Genomic DNA, 19,476 nt, shown 5'->3' on the forward strand with positions numbered 1-19,476 from the left:
TTTCTTTTAATCTTGAATTTCATGATGCAATGAGGTATTCATCTGTGTTGCCGTTGTTGTAGAATCATTAGGTTTTATAATGTCTATATCATTACTGTCATCGTAATCACAACTAGATATTAAAGTAACAGCGCAAAGAATGAGGAAACTAATAATAATGTTTTTCACAACTTTTTAATTTTAGTATTAAGGTTTATTGCTCTGTTATTAAAACGTTTAGAAATTAAAAATGGTATTCTTAAATGGTTCAATACTATAGTATTGAACTCAATTATCATATAAAAGTTTGTTTAATGGTGATGTGCAGGAATAATGTCAAATAGTTACGAAGATGATAAATCATAATTTTCAATATAAGCTGTCAATTTTTTTTGACTAAGTTTATTATCTATTACTAATTTTAGTCTCTAAAATTAGCATAACCTTGCTAATTCAAATTTTTGAATCTGATCAACAGTATATATGAAACAACACTTTTTTGATTCTTCAGTTGACATGCTTTGTATTGCGAATTACGAGGGTTATTTCGTAGAAGTAAATCCCGCATTTATGAATTTATTGGGGTTCTCAAGAGAGGAATTAATGTCTAAAAAAATTAATGATTTTGTTTTTGATCACGACAAAGATTCAACACAAGAAATTAGAGAGGGTATTCATAAAAATGAAAAACTCATAAATTTTCAAAATAGGTATGTCAGCAAGCTTGGCGAAATAGTGTGGTTGTCTTGGAGTGCTGTTCCTGTTGATACAGAAAAATTGGTTTACGCCATTGCTAGAGATATTACAGATGAAATGAATCTTAAAAATGAACGTATACTTGAACTCACTAAACTAAAAAGTGTTAATGAAGACCTTATTCGATTAAACTATACAACTTCACATGATTTAAGAGCCCCAATTAATAATTTAATCTCTCTTTTTAATGTTCTAGATTATTCAGTTATTAAGGATGAAGATACGATGCAAATTTTGCGTTATATGGAAGTTTCTGCAAAAGATGTAAAGGAGTCATTAGAAAGTTATTTGAATTTAATTGAAAGTGCAAGTAAAGGGTTACATAGTTTTACTGAAGTGTTTTTTGATAACATTTTAGCGAAAACTAGAAGTACTTTAAGTGCTATCATAAAAAGCTCTCAGTCTCAAATCGATTTCGACTTTTCAAATTGCGAAAGTGCTTATTTTGATAATGCATATATGGAAAGTATTTTTTTAAACTTGATGACGAATTCTATTAAATATACAATACCGGGTAGTCCTCCTAAAATGGAAATAAGAACTGAAATTCAAGATGGTAAGAAGGTCTTACTGTTTAAGGATTATGGGCAAGGCTTTGACATGGAAAAGAATGGTGATAAGATTTTCGGATTAAATCAACGTTTTAACGATACGCAAGAAGGTAAAGGTGTTGGTTTGTATTTAATTCAAAATCAAATTAATAGTTTAGGTGGTGCAATATCTGTAGAAAGTGAACCTAACAAAGGAGCTACTTTTAGTGTTGTGTTTCCTGCATGATGATTTTTTTGTTTATATATAAGTATTGCTAAAAAATTAATTTTTCAATTCAATCTTCGCTATAGTGTTTTCATTAATTATCTTTAATGTTATAATCAACATCCACCATGAAAAAACAAATATTTGCCATCGTACTTCTGTTTGGTCTTTTAGTTAGTTGTGAAAAGGTAGTTAAACCAGTTCATGATATAAAAGTCATATTCGATGAAAGTTTAAGCGATACCCTGTTAGATGGTAGATTGTTGTTAATGTTATCTACAGATGATAGTGATGAACCTCGTTTTCAAATAAACGACGGTTTAAATACTCAAATTATTTTTGGAGTTAACGTAAATGATTGGGCACCAAATACGCCAATTACAATTGACGCTTCAGTATTTGGATACCCTTATTCAAGTTTAAAAGAAATTCCACCTGGCGAATATAATGTGCAAGCCCTTTTAAATGTGTATGAAACTTTTGATTTGGCTACAGGGCAAACTGTAAAATTGCCAATGGATAATGGTGAAGGGCAGCAGTGGCAGCGTTCACCGGGCAATTTATATAGTACTCCGTTTAAGATTAGAATTGCGAGTAATGGTATTCAGAATGTGTCGGTCACTTTAGATCAAGAAATACCACCTATCGAGGAGGCAAAAGATACAGAGTGGATTAAACATATAAAAGTAAAGTCAGAAAAATTATCTGAATTTTGGGGACGTGATACTTATTTAGGAGCTCATGTTTTACTTCCAAAAGGATTTGATGAGCATCCAGAAGCTAAATATCCACTAATGGTTTTTCATGGTCATTTTCCATCCGATTTTGGAGGATTCAGAACTACTCCGCCAGACCCTAAAATGAAACCTGAGTTTTCAGAGCGGTTTAATTTAGAAGGGTACAATGTTATTGAGCAACAAGAAGCATACGATTTTTATAAACGATGGAATGAGCTAGATTTTCCTCGTTTCATTATAATTGAAATTCAACATCCAACACCATATTATGACGATTCTTATGCTGTAAATTCGGCAAGTCAAGGTCCTTATGGCGATGCGATTACATATGAGTTGATTCCCGAAATAGAAAAACAATTTAGAGGAATGGGTGAAGGTTGGTCACGTTTCTTGTATGGAGGATCTACGGGTGGTTGGGAAGCCTTAGCGGTACAGGTTAACTATCCAGAAGAATACAATGGTTGTTTCGCCGCTTGTCCTGACCCTATCGATTTTAGGGCTTATGCATTAACGAATATATATGATGATGAAAACGCCTATTATTACCCTAGTGCTCATAAGAAACTAGAGGTGCCTTCGCATCGTAATTACTTAGGTCAAATACAATCTACATTAAGGCAGGGTAACCATTTAGAATTGGTTTTAGGAGATAAGTCGAGATCGGGCCAACAATGGGATATTTGGGAAGCAACGTATTCGCCACAAGGTGATGATGGCTACCCATTAAGAATATGGGATAAAAAGACAGGTAAGATAAACCATAAAGTTGCCGAATATTGGAAAGAGAATTTTGATTTACGATACATTTTAGAACGCGATTGGGATAAACTGGGTGACAATCTAAAAGGTAAAATTCATATTTACTGTGGTGACATGGATAATTACTATTTGAACAATGCGGTGTATCTAATGGAAGATTTTCTGGAAAGTACCACTGAGCCCTATTATGAAGGTGAAGTTTTATATGGTGACCGAGCAGAACACTGCTGGAACGGAGATCCAGAGTTACCAAATGCTATAACTCGTTTACGATATAATAGTATGTACGTACCTAAGATTATGGAACGTATCGCGACAAGCGCCCCGGAAGGGGCTGACTTAACGAGCTGGAGGTATGAGTAATATTAGTAGGTAATAAGATTAAAGTAGTTAATTATAGAATTCAAATTAAAATATGAAGTATAGAAGATTCGGTAGAACCGATTGGCAAGTAAGTGAAGTAGGTTATGGAATGTGGGGCATGGCAGGTTGGACGGCCAGTGATGATGAGCAGTCAGCAAAGTCATTAGATTTAGCTGTTGAAAACGGAGTTAATTTTTTCGATACCGCTTGGGGTTACGGTGAAGGCCATAGTGAAGAATTGTTAGGGGAGTTGGTAAAAAGACACCCTTCAAAAAAAATCTATACCGCTAGTAAAATACCACCTAAAAATTTTCAGTGGCCTGCAAAGCCAGAATATAAATTTGAAGATTCTTATCCAACAGCGCATATTATGGATTATACCCATAAAACTTTGAAGAATTTAGGATTGGAACAATTAGATCTTATGCAATTTCACACATGGGATGATGTTTGGAGCGATAGAGAAGAGTGGCAACGTGCTATTGAAGATTTAAAGACTTCTGGTAAGATTTCCGCAATGGGTATTAGTATGAATCGTTGGGAGCCAGAAAATGGAATTAAAGCATTAAAAACCGGACTCTTAGATGCGGTTCAGGTAATTTATAACATATTTGACCAAGCACCGGTTGACACGCTGTTTCCTTTATGTAAAGAGATGGATATTGCTACTATAGCACGCGTGCCTTTTGATGAAGGTACACTGACTGGTACTATGACAAAGGAGACTACTTTTCCTGAAGGCGATTGGAGAGGAACTTATTTTGTGCCTGAAAATTTAATTTCTTCGGTAGAACATGCAGATGCCTTAAGACCATTAATTCCTGAAGGGATGACCATGGCAGAAATGGCACTTCGTTTTATCTTAATGAACGATAATGTGAGCACGACAATACCTGGTATGCGTAAGCAACGTAATGTACTAGCTAACACAGCAACAAGTGATGGAAATGGTTTGTCTGCTAAATTATATGAAGAATTAAAAAAGCATAGATGGGATAGAGTGCCTACTTCATGGTCTCAATAATTCCTTTAAATAAATATTCATTTAATTTAAAAACCATCAACCCTATAGTAGAGTTGATGGTTTTTAGTTATTAGGGTGTCGTAAACTATATAGCGGGCAATAGAAACTTGCTTAAATTATTTAGCAAATAACTGACTTATATCTTTAAATGCTTTGAATTCTAATGCATTACCAGCTGGGTCATAAAAGAACATGGTCGCTTGTTCGCCAACCTTTCCTTTAAAACGTACGTACGGTTCAATAACGAACTTTACATTTTTCGATTTTAGTTCTTCAGAAAAGCTTTGAAATGTATCCCACGGTAAAACCACGCCGTAATGTGGTACAGGAACATCATGCCCATCAACAGGGTTATGATGTATACTTTCTACTTCTGACTTTGGCTTGTAATGTATCACCAATTGATGACCGAAGAGATTAAAATCGACCCAATGGTCGCTACTACGACCTTCTTCGCAATTAAGAATCTCTCGATAAAATGTTCTGCATTCTGCCAAATTATGAACTGGTATGGCAATGTGAAATGGAGTTACGTTTTGCATAATCACTTATTTATATTATTACTCCTCTAAGAAAGCAATTATTTTATCATTTACTTCATTTTGGTGCATAGAATGCCCAAAACCCTCGGTACTTACCAATTCACTTCCTTTCCAATGTTTATGAACATCTACTGAAGCATGATAAGGAGTTATCTTGTCTAGTCTGTCATGAAAAAGTAAACCTTTTTTAGAATTGGTCAAAACAAATTTTGAACTCGAAAATTCTTTTGGGGTGAATCCAAATTTAGCATAAAAGTATTCTTCAAGTACTGTCATTACCTTATTGTTGAAACCTAAAAGATTTTGGTAATGAGTGAAAATTTCATGATATTCTGATGGCGAGCCAACCGTTACAATTTTTTCTACGAATACATTCGGATTTTTATACTCGTTATATAGAACAGTCATGCCGCCAACGGAATGGCCAATGACCGTTTTAGGTTGGTATTTTAGTATGATTGCTTGCAAAGCCTCTGCATATAAAGGAACATATAGAAATTTCCCAGATGAGTATCCATGAGCAGGTGCGTCAAAAGCTATAATATTATAATCAGCTTTTTGTAATTTTTCAATTAGCTTATGCCATCGCCAAGAATTGCTTTCCCATCCATGTATCAGTAGTAGGGTTTCTTTATTTCCTGGCCAGTTATATAGCTGAATTGAATGCTCCGCTACGTTAATGACGTCAAGTTTAGCATCGTCTAAATACTGTTTTTGATTAGGTAGAACCTTGCCTTTTCTAACGGTACAAAATACTTCGAATGCTTGGTGGGCTATTTTGTTTGGTACAAACCAAACAAAAATATTGAAATATAGGCCGTATAGTTTTGTTATGATTTTTTGAAGTAAAACAGGCACTTTTTTAGCTTTTATAATATGAATGCAAAACTATCTTTCTTTTTGGATGATATGATATTTTATGAAAAAAACTAAGAATCAATCCCAACCAATCATCATATATTTCACCTTTGCATTGTCTGGTATTTGTACCTCTTCAATTTTGCTGTTGGCATTATAACGTAGACTTTCCGGAAGTTCTTTTTTGTCTATTGTAAAATACAGGTCACTATTCTTTAGTAAAACCACCACATTATTCAAAGAGGTTATGATTTTTTTTATGGGGTATTTGTCTTTTATTTCTTTAAAGGTACTCTCTTTAGAGATTCCTTTTTCAGTAATAAATCGGCTGTCATTAATTTGAATATTCTGTATGGTTGCAATACTATCTGTATTTGGGGTAAGGGTAAGTAATAGTAGGCCACCTCTCTCGTATATTTTAATTTTACTAGCGCCGCTTCCAAAATTCAATTTTACGGTATCTTGAACCACAGAGTCTTTTTCAAAAATAAGGTCAATATCTCTTGCCAGGCTTTGTTTGGTTAATTTGCCGACCTGATCTCCAGATATTTGAAAATCATTTTTTTGTTCTCCTGCGCAATTCATCAGTATGCAACAGCTCAATATCAATAAAAATGTATAACTAAACTTCATAATTTATCTCATCACTTTTTTTAATACCCCAAGTACTCCTCTTATAAATGTTGCACTTGTTAATACTTTAATCACTGGGTTTTGTCTTGTACTTGTTCTGCTTGACGTTCTTCTGGCAGCTGGTTGGTCCTTTTCTTTTTCTGCCAGCTTTTCTGCAACCTCTATTTTTTCATTAAGAATTTCATACGCACTTTCTCTATCTATTATTTCATTGTACTTCTTAACTAATGAAGACTTATCGATAACTTCTGCTAATTCTTTATCTGTTAAAATATCCATTCGGCTCATAGGAGCTCTTAATAAAGTAGCTGCAAGCGGTGTAGGTTTACCTTTTTCATCCAATGCCGAAATTAAGGCTTCACCAATGCCTAAAGAGGTCAGTACTTCTTTAGTGTCGTAATACTCAGATTCAGGATAATTTTCTGCCGTTAATTTAATTGCCTTTCGGTCCCTAGCGGTAAATGCTCTTAAGGCATGCTGCACCTTCAAACCTAATTGGGCCAATACATCGTTGGGTACGTCTGTTGGGTTTTGAGTAACAAAATAAATTCCGATGCCCTTTGAGCGTATCAACTTAACGATACTTTCAATTTGTTCTAACAAAGCTTTTGAAGCTTCTTTAAAGATAAGATGCGCTTCATCAATAAACAATATCAATTCTGGTTGGTCGCTATCACCTTGCTCAGGGAACGTGGCATAAATCTCAGCCAATAAACTAAGCATGAAAGTAGAAAACAATTTAGGTCTATCTTGTATATCGGTCAATCTTAAAATATTGATATAGCCTCTACCTTTTTCGTCAATTCGAGTTAGGTCATTTACATCGAAAGATTTTTCTCCGAAGAACAATTCCGCACCCTGCTGTTCAAGCTCTATAATTTTTCTTAGTATGGTGCCTGTTGAGCTGGTAGATATTCTACCGTACTCTTTAGTGAATTCTGCTTTGCCAGCACCTGTTGCGTATTGCAATACTTTTTTGAAATCCTTTAAGTCTAATAAGGGCATTTTATGGTCATCGCAGTATTTGAAAACTACCGCAACGATACCTTCCTGAGTTTCTGATAGGTCTAAAATTCGGGATAAAAGAACGGGTCCGAATTCAGAGACTGTAGCCCTAAGTTTAACACCATCTTGTTCTGATAAAGAAAGTATTTCTACAGGGAAACTGCTTGCTTCAAAAGGGATACCGATTTTTGCATGACGTTCATCTATTTTAGCATGACCAGCACTCGGTTGTGCTAATCCACTTAAATCACCTTTTAAATCCATTAAAAGAACTGGGATTCCTTTTTGCGATAAATTTTCAGCAAAAACCTGTAATGTTTTAGTTTTACCCGTACCTGTAGCACCAGCAATTAAACCATGCCGATTCAATGTTTTTAACGGAATTTTTACAAAGGCATCTTTTACTGCTTCACCATTTAGCATGGCTGCACCCATAATTATATAATCCCCTTTCGTAGCATATCCCTTTTCTATATGGTCAAAAAAATCTTCGGTACCGGCCATTTAATAAATTTTGCATAAAAATAGGGGATTTTTAACCAAACCAAAAGGTAAGGGCTGTCTTAAATACTACTTAGTTTTCAACAGTTGAAGAGCCGTGTAAAATAGGTTGTAAAGAGTTTATTCTGAATTACTCACATTAAGAAAATTAGGAAGTAAAACGTATCTTTGCAAGATGAAAAATGTGGAGGTACTTGAGAAAGTGAGTCAAGGGGTTTTTTTGCCCTTAATGGAAGAATTCTACACCATACAGGGCGAGGGTTTCCATAAGGGAACTGCAGCTTACTTTATTCGAGTTGGTGGCTGTGATGTAGGTTGCCATTGGTGTGATGTAAAGGAGAGTTGGAATGCTGAAACGCACCCACCTACCGATATTGTAAAAATTGTTACAAATGCGGCTAAATATTCAGATACGATTGTTGTTACTGGTGGTGAGCCTTTAATGTGGGATATGAACCCATTAACGAAAGCATTAAAAGAAAAAGGATTAAAAACACATATTGAAACTTCAGGTGCATATGCTTTAACGGGTGATTGGGATTGGATTTGTCTTTCTCCCAAGAAAAACAAATTACCTGAAGGTCGAATTTACGATGAGGCTCATGAGCTAAAAGTAATTGTGTTCAATAAGCATGATTTAATTTTTGCCGAAGAACAATCAGCAAAAACAAACGCTAATTGTATATTATATTTACAGCCAGAATGGAGTGTACGAGATAAGGTTGTTCCTATGATTGTAGATTACGTGATGAAAAACCCGAAATGGAAAGTTTCATTACAAACCCATAAGTATTTAAATATACCTTAACTGAAAAAAACCATGCAATTGCATGGTTTTTTAATTTATATCAATTCGTTATTATCGACCACCATTGGCTCTAATATCTAAAATACATTCTGGGTCAAGGCCTACTGCGGCAGCATTTGATTTGGCAGTCGTATGTTGTAAAAGATTTAAAACGCTATTTCCAGATAGGGCACAACCTGCTTTTATGCCAGCTTCATATTGCGCAATTGAATTTGCTCGAATAGATTTCCCTGATGAACCCCCAAACAGTAACTCTGCGCGCATAAGGCATCCATTTTGGTTGCAATGATTGTCGCCAGCTAATTCTCCATCACTATTTTCAGATTGAGATTCATGGTCATTCACCATATCGGTACCTAAATTAACTAATCCAAAAAGGTGTCCAAATTCATGGTTTAAAGTAGTAGTTTCTACATCTGAATCACTTATTGAACTACTTTTAGATGCTAATTTTTTTATAGTAACTTCATGAATAATCATTGAGGTATTACGATAAACTGCCCCTAAAGTTACTAAGCCACCATCTAAATCATCACCTTCTGCTGGTGCATCTGCAAAATAAATATAGATAGCTAAAGTACTACCAGAAGTATAGGCAGTTCTGTTTTTAGCTTCTAAATCTGCAATTTCTTTAAGGGTAAGTTCATCTTCAACAGGGCTAGATAGTTCTTTGTATATAAGTTGAATATCTGTCTTAAAAGTATGTTCTTTTAGATAATTAATGAATTGGGTCATTGCAGACTCAGTAGGTTTAAAACCGGTTACATAGGCGATTTCAATTTTCATTTTATCAAAATTTTCGTTCGATAGAATGTCATTAGCCGAGTCTCCAGCAAACAATAGGTTCGCTTTTTTATCAACTTCTGAAACTACAGTTTCATCTACAGAATCTGGTGAACTTTTTGAACAGGAAACGAAGCAAGTAATTAGCGCTATTAATAATAAATTTTTTAATATATTCATATTCTTGGTTTGTCTGATAGTATAACGAAAAAATAAGCCTGCTATTATTTGGCATGGGTCAATCTTGCTAAATAGTCGTAATGTTCGCCCTCCATTACAAGTTCGCAGTGTAAATTACTGTAATTTGCCGCTCGCTGTAATGTGTTGTAATCTACATATAGCCAAGGGAAAGGGGCGCTTTTTTTATTTTTATATTCCATGCTAAAGCTTACCTCGCCATAATAATTTACATCTTCAGGAATCCAATAACCACCATCTTCATCATTCTCGAACATATAAATGATATCGCTAGAGTCTAAGAGAATTTGCCCATCAGTTTTAAGTAATGATTTCAATTTAGCGAAGAATTTTTCTAAGCCATTTAGAGTACCTGCTAAGCCAACACCATTCATTAAAATTAAAATAGTGTCGTATGTTTTTCCTTCGAAGTTTAAAAGATTTTCATTGATGGTGTTTTTAAGGCCTCTTTGTTTACTTACCTCAATAGCGCCTGGTGAATTGTCTAAACTGGTAACCGAAAGACCTTTGTTTTGCAAATACAGACTATGGCTACCTGCACCGCAACCAACATCTAAGATTTCTCCTTGGCAAATCTTTAAAGCTTTTTGTTCCAATTTGGGCATGTCTTTGAAAGACCTGAACATATAGGGTAGGGGTAGCTGATCTTCCTCATCTAGGGAAGAATAGGTGGTGATGTCTTCATTGTAATTACCTTGCTGATAGTCTAAAAGTGCGGTGCCTAATATATCTTCTTTCAAATTAGTGTTATTTCTGTTTGCAAAAATCTCTCTTTTCAGAACTACTTTCCTAGTTTTGGGTCATAAATTTAGATTATGGATGAGGTTTTGCGTGAATTACCCAAGAAAGCTAAGGAAAAACATAGCGAAAACAAGAAGTTCTTTACAAAGCTGAAAAAGAAAACACCAAAGAACTTGGATTATATGATGCAAGAGTTGCATGAGGCGGAATTTAAACGAACGGACTGTCTTACCTGTGCCAATTGCTGTAAAACCACGGGGCCGCTTTTTACAAATGCCGACGTAGAACGAATTTCCAAGTCATTTAGAATGAAGCCACAAAAGTTCATTGACACGTATTTACGAATTGATGAAGAAAATGATTTTGTACTGCAACAAGTGCCTTGCACGTTTTTAGGAGCTGATAATTATTGTTCTATTTACGACGTTCGCCCAAAAGCTTGTCGCGAATTTCCGCATACCGACCGCAAGAAATTTCAGCAAATAAGCAATCTTACATTGAAAAATGTTGAGATATGTCCTGCGGCTTTTAATATAGTTGAGGAGATGAAAAAGTTGATGAAGTAACTTGTTGATTGGTGTAAGATTGAATTAAAAGAGTAAAGATTTGGATGTATAAAGATGATATCATCAATGATGCTATTTAAATGTTGTAAGTAATTAGAAAAATGAAAAGAAATACACATTGCAAGTCGAAATAAAAAATCCAAGAATCAAATGTTACAAATGCATGAGGCCTTTAAGTACATGTATTTGTAAACACATTAGTGCTTTCAAGACTAAAACTCGTTTTATTATTCTTATGCACCCGAAAGAGTACAAAAAAGAAAAGAACGGAACGGGGTATATGACTAATCTTCAACTTGAAAATTCAGAAATTATAGTTGGTGTCGATTTCAGCAATAATGATCGTGTAAATGAAATATTGACCAATGAAAAAAGTTGTTCTTTCTTACTTTACCCGGGAAAAGATAATTTTAACCTATCCAAAAGAAAAGACTCGGAAATGAATTCTTTTATGGGTAAAACTCCTCATATCTTCCTTCTCGATGGTACATGGCCTTGTGCCCGTAAAATGCTTAAACTAAGTAAGAACTTGCAAAAATTAAAAAGAGTGAGCTTTGATAATAGTATAGAATCAAAATTTATTATCAAACAGCAGCCAGAATCTCTTTGTCTCAGTACTATTGAGTCAGTCTATACGGTCTTAGATTTACTTAAGAAAGGTGGGGTAGAAGAATGCGAGACGAAGGACTTTCTTACTCCTTTTGAAAAAATGATTGAGCATCAACTCGAATATATTCTAAACCCAAATAGTAAAAACTATTGTTCAACTGCGAACAGAGAGATTCTTCCCAAGAAGATGTATAGGAATAATACGGAAAGAAATATTTTTTTTGAACTAGAATAGATGGAATTACTGAATCAATACCGAATAAATCAAGTATTATAAAAACTGGTTGTAACACCCCGTATATAGCCCGGAAGAAATTTCAACAAATAAGTAATCTTACCTTGAAAAATGTTGAGATATGCCCTGCGGCTTATACTATAGTCGAGGAGATAAAAAAGTTAATTAAGTAGTTTTGTATAATTCTTGCTAATTTTAAGATTATTAACTTGGATACATAAACAAGATATCATTAATGATGTTATTCATTTGTTAGCAACAATTTTGAAAAAGTTAAGCATGTGAAGATAGACGAAGCATTACTTAAAAAAATGTCAGAAGGTATTTTGAGGTTTGGTGCGGTTTCGGAAGTAGGATTCAAGAAACTGGCTGATTTTGGTTGGTATGTAGATGCTCACATCTCTTTAGGATATACCACTAGTTTGATGGAAAAGGCAATGGAAGGAGATGTGGAGTTTTTAAACAATTTCTTTATTGATTATTACCAAAAAGCCATTAAACAAAGAATAAGTAGTTTTAAGTTAAAGCATAATGCGAGATTGGATATTATAAAAGAAGCTATTGATTGCCATAATGAAAAGAAGTACTATGCCTCAACAATTCTATTCTTATCCCAGGCAGATGGCATGTGTGGTGGTTATTTGTTCAAAGGCGGGAATAGAAAACAAGAATTAAAGAAATATCTAGCAACTTCCGAATATGGAAGTTTTTTCTTGTTGCTACTTAATTCTATAAATCAGAAAAGTGCTATAGATTCATTTTATCCAGAAGAATCAGGTGATTATGAAAGTGACTTAAATAGGCATGGGGTAATTCACGGTTACAATACTAGTTTTGGAACCAAAGAGAATAGCCTTAAGGCATTTTCTTTACTCTGTTTTGTAAATGATTTTGTAGACCGATATTAAATACTGTTGCCAACAAAACCTCCTATGAAAACCCTTCGTCCATTTCTAACTTAAATCGATAACCACTATTTTTACTACATGGAACAATTAATTTCTTATTTCGAAACCATACCGGCCGCTCACCGTTCATTAATTTTGGTAGGGGGAATAACCTTCTTTTGGATATTAGAAGGCATTGTGCCCTTGTTTAATGGGAGTTATGATAAATGGAAACATTCTTTGCCCAATTTCTTTTTTACATTGACTACTATCGTTATTAATTTTCCATTGGCATTTTTACTTTTAAAAACATCGGATTGGGCAATTGCCAATGATTTTGGGATAATTAACTGGTTGCCAGCAATGCCATTATGGGCTTATGTTTTTTTAGGTGTCGCCCTATTAGATTTAATTGGCGCCTACACGGTCCATTTAGTAGAACATAAAGTAAAACCTTTATGGATGGTTCATTTAGTGCATCACACAGATCATAATGTTGATACGACTACAGCGAATCGACATCATCCGTTAGAGAGTTTAATTCGTTATGTATTTACATTGTTAGGGGTATTTATTGTTGGTGCTCCTATCGGCATCATTATGTTATATCAAAGCCTATCTGTAGTACTTTCCCAATTTAATCATGCGAACATTAAATTACCTAAAGGTGTAGATAAAGCATTGAGCTATGTGTTGATATCACCAGATATGCACAAAGTGCATCACCATTATGTATTGCCATATACGGATAGTAATTACGGGAATATCTTCTCTTGGTGGGACCGTTTGTTTGGAACCTTTTTACATTTAGATAGAGATAAAATCATCTACGGTGTAGACACCTTCCCTGATGAGGTTGAAAATGGAAAAATCAGTTCTTTGCTGAAGTACCCATTTGTGGGGTATCGGAAACCAACAACTGGTATAGCCGAAGATTAATTTCTAATAAAGCAGATATTTCGCTCTAATTTTTTTGAACTTCTCTAAGTCTGGCTGCCACGATTCTTTGATTTCAGTATTTGAATTTCCTGCTTCAATTTGTTTTTGCAGTTTATCGGTACCCGCGTGTTTGGTAAAGCCACTCGTGAGGAAAAAGGTGGTTTTGTCTGTCGAATTATTGTAAGCATCTATGACATAATCCATAGTTACTTCACCCATTCGCTCAGCTTTAGAAAGATCTACACCATAGCAAAGTTTCCCTTCTTCTTTTGGGTGTTTTGAACCGAAATTAGGTTTTGGTGTATACGTGAAACTATATTTATCACGATCTAAAAAAGAAGCTCCGTAACGTTGAAATTGAAACTCTGTTCCGCGACCTGCATTCACATTAGTACCTTCAAAAAGGCCTAGACTAGGATAAAGTGTAATAGAAGTGTCATTAGGTAAATTTGGTGAAGGCCGTATAGGCAAACTATAAAAACTAGTATGGGTCCAGTTCTCTAAAGGAATAATGGTCAAATCTACTTTTGTGCTATTTTCTAGCCATCCTTCTTCATTAATCATGGAGGCATATTCGCCAATCGTCATACCGTAAACTAAAGGAATTTTGGTCATACCTAAAAACGAGGTATGTGCTGCCTCCATGGTAGGTCCGTCAACATAATGCCCGTTAGGGTTTGGTCGGTCTAAAACCATCACAGGAATCCCTTTTTCTGCGCATGCTTCCATTACTAATTGCATTGTCGCTATAAAGGTGTAGAAGCGAACACCAACATCTTGTATATCAAAAAGAACCATATCTAATCCGTCTAATTGCTCTTGATTCGGTTTTCTGTTTTTGCCGTATAAAGAAATAAGGGGTAGCCCTGTTTTAGTATCGGTACTGTTTTTTACATGTTCACCGGCATCGGCCTGACCTCTAAAACCATGCTCGGGAGCAAAGACTTTCTTGATGTTCACATTCAAAAAAAGCAACGAATCGACTAAGTGTGTATGGCCTTCATTATTGAATATAACGCTGGTTTGGTTAGCTACAATCCCTATTTTCTTCCCTTTTAATAAAGGTAGGTAGGCATCGGTTCTATTGGCAGCAACAATTATTTCCTTCTCGACTTTCTCAATTTGTGGTTCAGAAGGTGGCGGTGTTGTAGCAGCTATCTTTTCAGTTTCGTTTCCGCAGGTGGCCAATACCAAAAACCATAATAAAACTGTACTTTTGAAATTGGATAAAAATAACATCATTTGAATCTAGAATATTTTATCGCCAAACGGCTTATAAAGGGTAAGGAGCATAAAATTAGTATATCTGCACCAATAATAAAAATAGCAATTGCAGCAATTGCTATTGGTGTAATCATGATGTTAATCGCCATTGCTACAGGACTTGGATTGAAGGAGAAGATTCGAGAAAAAATCACCGCCTTTAACGGTCACGTTCAAATCTACAATTACGATAATAATAATTCTGAAGTTTCTATCGTACCCGTTAGTACAGAACAGAATTTTTATCCTGAATTCAATAGTGTTGAAGGTGTTGTGCACATACAGGCCGTGGCAACCAAAGCAGGTATCATTAGAACTGAAGAAACTTTTGAGGGTATTATCGCCAAAGGTGTTGGTGAAGATTATAACTGGGCACCATTTAAAGAATTTCTGATTGAAGGGGTTTTGCCTGATTATAATGGGGAACTGAATTCTGATGTTTTGATATCGAAGATAATAGCAAATCGCTTGAACCTTAAAGTAGGCGATTCTTTCTTTACCTTTTTTCTTCGGGATGATGCAGCAGATAGAATTCCCAACCAAAGAAAATTTACAATTACCGGAATTTATGATAGTGGATTCGAGGAAATTGATGGACTCTACATTTTTACTGACATACGGCACATACAACGTATGAACAAATGGAAAGATACCGAAGTGGGTAATTTTGAAATTTTCTTGAACAGTTTTGATGATATTGATGAAAAGAGTAATGAAATATATGGGGAAACGGTAGCTAGTTTAGATACCAAATCAATTAAGGATAAATACTATAAAATCTTTGAATGGATAGGCCTCTTTGATTTTAATATTGCCTTAATAATAGGTATTATGATTATCGTGGGTGGTATTAATATGATTACGGCTTTGCTCGTTTTAATATTAGAACGAACACCAATGATTGGCATTTTAAAAGCTTTAGGTATGCCGAATTGGAGTATTCGTAAAGTATTTTTGTACAATGCAGCATATCTTATTGGAGTAGGTCTTTTCTGGGGTAACCTTATTGGACTTGGATTCATTTTTGTACAGCATAAATTTAAAATCTTCAAGTTTCCTAATCCAAAGGAATATTACATCGAATATATTCCTGTAAGTATAGATTTGTCTACAATACTTCTATTAAATATTGGAGTTTTATTTCTTTGTTTATTAATGCTATTAATTCCTTCATATATTATAACGAGAATAACTCCCGTGAAAGCTATTCGATTCGAATAATAGAATTTCAATAGCTAATTCATCTTTTAATCTTTCGTTAATCCCCTTTTTGGTAAATTTGATGTAAAACAAATTAGATGCGTCAAAAATTAATTCTTACCCAAATTTTTCTATTGTTCATGGTCATTACAAATGCCCAGAAACTTACTAAAAACGAAAAGAAAATTGTCAAAAATATTGAGCAGAATAATGCTGAAGCGATTTCCTTTTTAGAAAAGGTCGTGAATATCAATAGTGGTACCTTAAACCTAAAAGGAATAGAAAAAGTAGGAAAAGAATTTGCCACTGCTTTTGAAGAAATAGGATTTGAAAGTACGTGGATACCCATGCCGGAAGAAATGAATAGAGCCGGTCATTTATTTGCTGAAATTAAAGGTTCTAAAGGCAAGAAATTATTGCTCATCGGTCATTTAGATACTGTTTTTGAAGAAGATAGTCCGTTCCAGACTTTCGAAATGGTCAATGATTCTATCGCACATGCGCCTGGGGGCAATGATATGAAAGGTGGCGATGTAATTGTACTTTATGCGTTAAAGGCTTTGAAAGAAAACGGACTTTTAAAAGATGCCCAAATTATTGTTGCTTTTACCGGTGATGAAGAAAGTACGGGCGACCCTTTAGAAGAAAGTAGAAAAGATTTAATTGCCGCTGCAAAAAGAAGTGATATAGCTTTAGGTTTTGAAACTTCAACCGGATTTAATTATGCTACTGTAGCACGTAGAGGTTCATCTGATTGGAAAGTAGTAGTGGAAGGTAAAAGAGCCCACTCTTCTGGAATTTTCAGTGAAAATACCGGTGCAGGAGCCATTTTTGAAATGTCACGGATTTTAAACGGATTTTATACCGATGTAAAAGGTGAAGATTTATTGACCTTTAATCCGGGTACTTTGCTAGGTGGTACTTTTGTAGAATTTGATGAAATGACAAGTAAAGGCACTGTTTTCGGTAAAACAAATGTAGTTGCCCAAAAAGCAGAGGTTCGTGGTGGGCTCCGTTTTATTTCCGAAGAGCAAAAAGAACGTGCACGTGATAAAATGAGAGCGGTTGTTGCTGAAAATTTACCTCACACTTCGGCGACAGTTACCTTTACTGATAGCTACCCTGCCATGCAACCTACAAGAGGCAACGAAGCTTTGTTGGCTAAATTAAATATTGTAAGTCAAGATTTAAAACAAGGTGAAGTTATTGCATATGATCCTGGTAAGCGAGGTGCGGCAGACACATCTTTCGTTGCGGAATATGTAGATTGTTTAGATGGTTTAGGTACTATGGGGAATGCGGCCCATACACCTGAAGAAACGGTTAATTTGAATACTATTGAAGCACTTACCAAAAGAACGGCACTATTAATTTACAGATTGATAAATGAGTAATATAATAACACTTAAGGTCGGAAATCAAACAGTAATCATTGAAGGCGGAGAACTTGTAGGTTATCAAGTTTCTGGTCATGAATTTATGCACCAAAAAGGGAATCCTGGTTGGCGAAGTGTCGATACCGAAATGTTTCCAATTATTGGCCCAACAAACGAAGCTGGGTTTAAAGTAAGTACACCAAAAGGCGTTGCGATACAAGACCAGCATGGTTTGCTTCGAGAAATGACATATACAATTACTCAAAGTACCGAAAGTAAAGCTGTTTTTACCAAAAAATATAATGCAAATACGGAGGTTTTGAATTCTAAATATCCTGCAAAATCAAGCACTGAAAAGCTTAGCTGGCCATATAATTTTGAATTTAATAAGACATTTGAGCTAAAGGATGATGAGTTGGTTATAACCTTTACTATTGCTGGGGATCAAGGTATGCCGTTTATGCTGGGATATCATCCTGCATTTATGCTTCATTCTAAAAACCCAATAATTTCAGTCGGCGATAAGGATATTTCAATTGATGAGGTGATGGCAGTAGGTAGTAGGGCATTGCAAGTGCCTAACACGAATATTATTAGCTTAAGTGATGAGAAAAAATTACAAATTTCAACGGAAGGTTTTAAACATTTTATGCTTTGGACCGAAGTGCCTAATATGGTATGTATAGAGCCTATTACTTTTTATCCCTATGAGGTAAAACAGGAAAATTTAGCTGACGGTTTTATCCACTTAACCAATAAACCGAGCGATTTTAAAGTAGTATTAAAGCCAATGTAGTTCTTAGCTTACCTTAAATATTGGAAAAATGTGTTACGATATAAAAGCCAGTTTAGAGGCACAATTAAAACGGGCAACAAGAAATCAAGATTTAAAGGCGATTGAAGAGATTATAGAAAAGTTGGCTCCGCTAACCGATTTACCATTGCACCATGCGTCTGGGTTTTCGCATCCTGAGGTGTTGATTTATACCAATGAAGACCCATTTTATCCAATTGTGGCCACTTGGGGACTCATTCCACATTGGGTTAAAAGTGTTGAACAGCAAAAGAAAATTTGGAACAATACTTTAAATGCCAGGGTAGAAACCATTTTTGAAAAACCTGCATTTAGAGACGCCGCAACTGAGAAAAGATGCATTCTTTATGTTGACGGATTTTATGAACATCACCATTATAAAAATCAAGTGTATCCGTTTTTTATCCAGCAAAAAAATAAAGAACCTTTAGCTATGGCAGCACTTTGGTCTGAATGGGTAAATCATGAAAATGGCGGTGTAGTAAATTCATTTTCAATAGTAACTACAGAGGGTAATGATATCATGAGTAAGATTCATAACAATCCTAAATTGAATGGTCCACGCATGCCATTAATGCTTCTAACTGAGATGGAAGAACAGTGGTTGGCTTCAAAACAAGATTTTGAACATGATCTAAAATCAATAGTAAAGTCTGGTAGCGATGTACAGCTTCATGCATATTCTGTAGGTAAACTTCGAGGAAAAAGTTATGCGGGTAACGTAGCTTCTATTTCAGATGAAATAAAATACAAAGAACTTGAAACCTTAGAAAAATACTTTTGACCAATGGCTTACAGTGAATATTTAGCAAATCGCGTGCGACAACGATTAATGGGCAAAGGTAATCTTGAAGAGAAAAAGATGATGGGCGGTCTCACCTTTATGGTAAATGGTAAAATGTGTGTAGGAATTCTTTTCGATAAAAAAAGTGAAGAGGATAAGGTAATGGTACGAGTTGGAAAATTAAATTATGAAGAATTATTGAATCAACCTAGTAGTAAACCAATGGATTTCACCGGTAAACCCATGCGCGGATTCTTATTTATAGGCGCTGATGGTTTTGATAGCGAAGATGATTTAGATTTTTGGGTAGAAAAATCTTTAGAATTTAATAGACTTTTGCACCAGTAATGTAATGGTCGC

General features: G+C 35.0%; 20 protein-coding genes and 1 pseudogene. 14 read left to right on the top strand and 7 right to left on the bottom strand.

The annotated features are described in order from the left end of the window. The first annotated feature begins 462 nt into the window (after positions 1–462). The 3 genes from B5X55_RS00395 to B5X55_RS00405 all read left to right on the top strand — a co-directional run bounded on the left by B5X55_RS00395 (position 463) and on the right by B5X55_RS00405 (position 4,374). Positions 463–1,512, top strand: coding sequence for a sensor histidine kinase (locus B5X55_RS00395; protein ID WP_079510424.1), 1,050 nt, complete (start codon positions 463–465; stop codon positions 1,510–1,512). 107 nt (positions 1,513–1,619) lie between these two features. After that, positions 1,620–3,350, top strand: a complete 1,731-nt coding sequence (locus B5X55_RS00400; RefSeq protein ID WP_079510425.1) for an alpha/beta hydrolase — start codon at positions 1,620–1,622, stop codon at positions 3,348–3,350. A 52-nt stretch (positions 3,351–3,402) separates the two neighbouring features. Next, a complete protein-coding gene (locus B5X55_RS00405; protein ID WP_079510426.1) occupies positions 3,403–4,374 on the top strand; it encodes an aldo/keto reductase in 972 nt (323 codons plus the stop codon). Between the two features lie 116 nt (positions 4,375–4,490). Here the strand turns inward: B5X55_RS00405 and B5X55_RS00410 are convergent, their stop codons facing one another. The 4 genes from B5X55_RS00410 to B5X55_RS00425 form a co-directional block, all read right to left on the bottom strand. After that, on the bottom strand, positions 4,491–4,916 hold the full coding sequence (locus B5X55_RS00410) for a VOC family protein (RefSeq protein ID WP_079510427.1): 426 nt from the start codon (positions 4,914–4,916) through the stop codon (positions 4,491–4,493). A gap of 18 nt (positions 4,917–4,934) precedes the next feature. Next, entirely contained in the window at positions 4,935–5,774 is an 840-nt protein-coding gene (locus tag B5X55_RS00415) for an alpha/beta fold hydrolase (protein WP_079510428.1), read from the bottom strand. A gap of 78 nt (positions 5,775–5,852) precedes the next feature. Next, a complete protein-coding gene (locus tag B5X55_RS00420) occupies positions 5,853–6,407 on the bottom strand; it encodes a hypothetical protein (RefSeq protein ID WP_079510429.1) in 555 nt (184 codons plus the stop codon). A 3-nt stretch (positions 6,408–6,410) separates the two neighbouring features. Further along, the gene (locus B5X55_RS00425) at positions 6,411–7,916 is read right to left on the bottom strand and encodes a helicase HerA-like domain-containing protein (protein WP_079510430.1); all 1,506 of its coding nucleotides are present in this window, start codon (positions 7,914–7,916) and stop codon (positions 6,411–6,413) included. 172 nt (positions 7,917–8,088) lie between these two features. Between B5X55_RS00425 and B5X55_RS00430 the strand changes: the two genes are divergently transcribed. Then, a complete protein-coding gene (locus tag B5X55_RS00430) occupies positions 8,089–8,721 on the top strand; it encodes a 7-carboxy-7-deazaguanine synthase QueE (protein WP_079510431.1) in 633 nt (210 codons plus the stop codon). 51 nt (positions 8,722–8,772) lie between these two features. Here the strand turns inward: B5X55_RS00430 and B5X55_RS00435 are convergent, their stop codons facing one another. Next, positions 8,773–9,684 carry a hypothetical protein gene (locus tag B5X55_RS00435; protein WP_079510432.1) on the bottom strand — a complete coding sequence of 304 codons (912 nt, stop codon included), beginning with the start codon at positions 9,682–9,684 and terminating at the stop codon, positions 8,773–8,775. Between the two features lie 44 nt (positions 9,685–9,728). Further along, on the bottom strand, positions 9,729–10,442 hold the full coding sequence (locus B5X55_RS00440; RefSeq protein WP_079510433.1) for a class I SAM-dependent methyltransferase: 714 nt from the start codon (positions 10,440–10,442) through the stop codon (positions 9,729–9,731). A 75-nt stretch (positions 10,443–10,517) separates the two neighbouring features. Here B5X55_RS00440 and B5X55_RS00445 point away from each other — a divergent pair, with 75 nt between their 5' ends. The 5 genes and pseudogenes from B5X55_RS00445 (at position 10,518) to B5X55_RS00465 (ending at position 13,679) form a co-directional block, all read left to right on the top strand. Continuing rightward, positions 10,518–11,009 carry a YkgJ family cysteine cluster protein gene (locus B5X55_RS00445; protein ID WP_079510434.1) on the top strand — a complete coding sequence of 164 codons (492 nt, stop codon included), beginning with the start codon at positions 10,518–10,520 and terminating at the stop codon, positions 11,007–11,009. A 118-nt stretch (positions 11,010–11,127) separates the two neighbouring features. After that, the gene (locus tag B5X55_RS00450; RefSeq protein WP_262494135.1) at positions 11,128–11,853 is read left to right on the top strand and encodes a tRNA-uridine aminocarboxypropyltransferase; all 726 of its coding nucleotides are present in this window, start codon (positions 11,128–11,130) and stop codon (positions 11,851–11,853) included. A gap of 59 nt (positions 11,854–11,912) precedes the next feature. Next, positions 11,913–12,026, top strand: a pseudogene (locus B5X55_RS18915) (YkgJ family cysteine cluster protein); the annotation flags it as partial. Positions 12,027–12,134: 108 nt separating this feature from the next. Next, positions 12,135–12,761, top strand: a complete 627-nt coding sequence (locus B5X55_RS00460) for a hypothetical protein (RefSeq protein WP_079510436.1) — start codon at positions 12,135–12,137, stop codon at positions 12,759–12,761. 78 nt (positions 12,762–12,839) lie between these two features. After that, entirely contained in the window at positions 12,840–13,679 is an 840-nt protein-coding gene (locus B5X55_RS00465; RefSeq protein ID WP_079510437.1) for a sterol desaturase family protein, read from the top strand. Positions 13,680–13,682: 3 nt separating this feature from the next. Here B5X55_RS00465 and B5X55_RS00470 read toward each other — a convergent pair whose 3' ends face one another. Continuing rightward, on the bottom strand, positions 13,683–14,918 hold the full coding sequence (locus B5X55_RS00470) for an exo-beta-N-acetylmuramidase NamZ family protein (RefSeq protein WP_079511062.1): 1,236 nt from the start codon (positions 14,916–14,918) through the stop codon (positions 13,683–13,685). A 3-nt stretch (positions 14,919–14,921) separates the two neighbouring features. On the opposite strand from B5X55_RS00470, the gene B5X55_RS00475 reads away from it, so the two are divergent. From B5X55_RS00475 to B5X55_RS00495, 5 genes are all read left to right on the top strand, one after another. Then, positions 14,922–16,163: an ABC transporter permease gene (locus B5X55_RS00475; RefSeq protein WP_079510438.1), complete on the top strand. Its 1,242-nt coding sequence runs from the start codon at positions 14,922–14,924 to the stop codon at positions 16,161–16,163. A gap of 77 nt (positions 16,164–16,240) precedes the next feature. Beyond that, on the top strand, positions 16,241–17,536 hold the full coding sequence (locus tag B5X55_RS00480; protein ID WP_079510439.1) for a M20/M25/M40 family metallo-hydrolase: 1,296 nt from the start codon (positions 16,241–16,243) through the stop codon (positions 17,534–17,536). Further along, entirely contained in the window at positions 17,529–18,314 is a 786-nt protein-coding gene (locus B5X55_RS00485) for an aldose 1-epimerase (RefSeq protein ID WP_317042654.1), read from the top strand. The genes B5X55_RS00480 and B5X55_RS00485 overlap by 8 nt, the downstream gene beginning before the upstream one ends. Positions 18,315–18,342: 28 nt before the next feature. After that, positions 18,343–19,116, top strand: a complete 774-nt coding sequence (locus tag B5X55_RS00490) for an SOS response-associated peptidase (RefSeq protein ID WP_079510440.1) — start codon at positions 18,343–18,345, stop codon at positions 19,114–19,116. A gap of 3 nt (positions 19,117–19,119) precedes the next feature. Continuing rightward, positions 19,120–19,464: a TfoX/Sxy family protein gene (locus tag B5X55_RS00495; protein ID WP_079510441.1), complete on the top strand. Its 345-nt coding sequence runs from the start codon at positions 19,120–19,122 to the stop codon at positions 19,462–19,464. Positions 19,465–19,476 lie beyond the last annotated feature (12 nt).

The sequence above is a fragment of the Maribacter arcticus genome (assembly GCF_900167935.1).
GTDB lineage: Bacteria > Bacteroidota > Bacteroidia > Flavobacteriales > Flavobacteriaceae > Maribacter > Maribacter arcticus.